1 pseudogene is annotated in these 438 nt (G+C 43.6%); it reads right to left on the reverse strand.

The annotated features are described in order from the left end of the window. Positions 1–16: 16 nt before the first annotated feature. Positions 17–321: pseudogene (locus HMPREF3066_RS09360) on the reverse strand (Arm DNA-binding domain-containing protein). Between the last annotated feature and the right edge of the window lie 117 nt (positions 322–438).

A 438-nucleotide genomic window follows, 5' to 3' on the forward strand; every position in this document is an offset into this window, starting at 1 on the left:
CTGTCCTATTTTGATTTTAATTGACTATATTACTGACAGCGGCTTGCCATTCGCGTTTTTCCTGTTGCTTGGCTTCGCTGGGGTCTTGCCCCGATGCAAGCAAGCAGCGGGCGTTTTCAGCAGCTTGGTGGGCTTCCACTAGTGATATGGTCGGATATTTGCCGATTGAAAGCGTTTTCCGTTTGCCGTTATGCGAAAAATCACCCCCCATAACTTCCCGCCGCTCGTATTGATATACAGATACAAGCCCTTGCCGTCATTCAGCTTAAACGGTTTTTCGGCAGGCTTGGTGTTTTTGATTTGTCGGTCGTTCAGCTTCATTTTTACAGTATTTTTCAGATACCGCAAAAGATACCGTAAATTTTAGGTTGATTCAATTAGGCAGAAATAGGCAGAATTATATGATGTATAGTAGATTAACTTTAAACCAGTACGGCG

The organism is Neisseria sp. HMSC03D10, from assembly GCF_001807625.1.
Taxonomy (GTDB): Bacteria; Pseudomonadota; Gammaproteobacteria; order Burkholderiales; family Neisseriaceae; genus Neisseria; species Neisseria mucosa.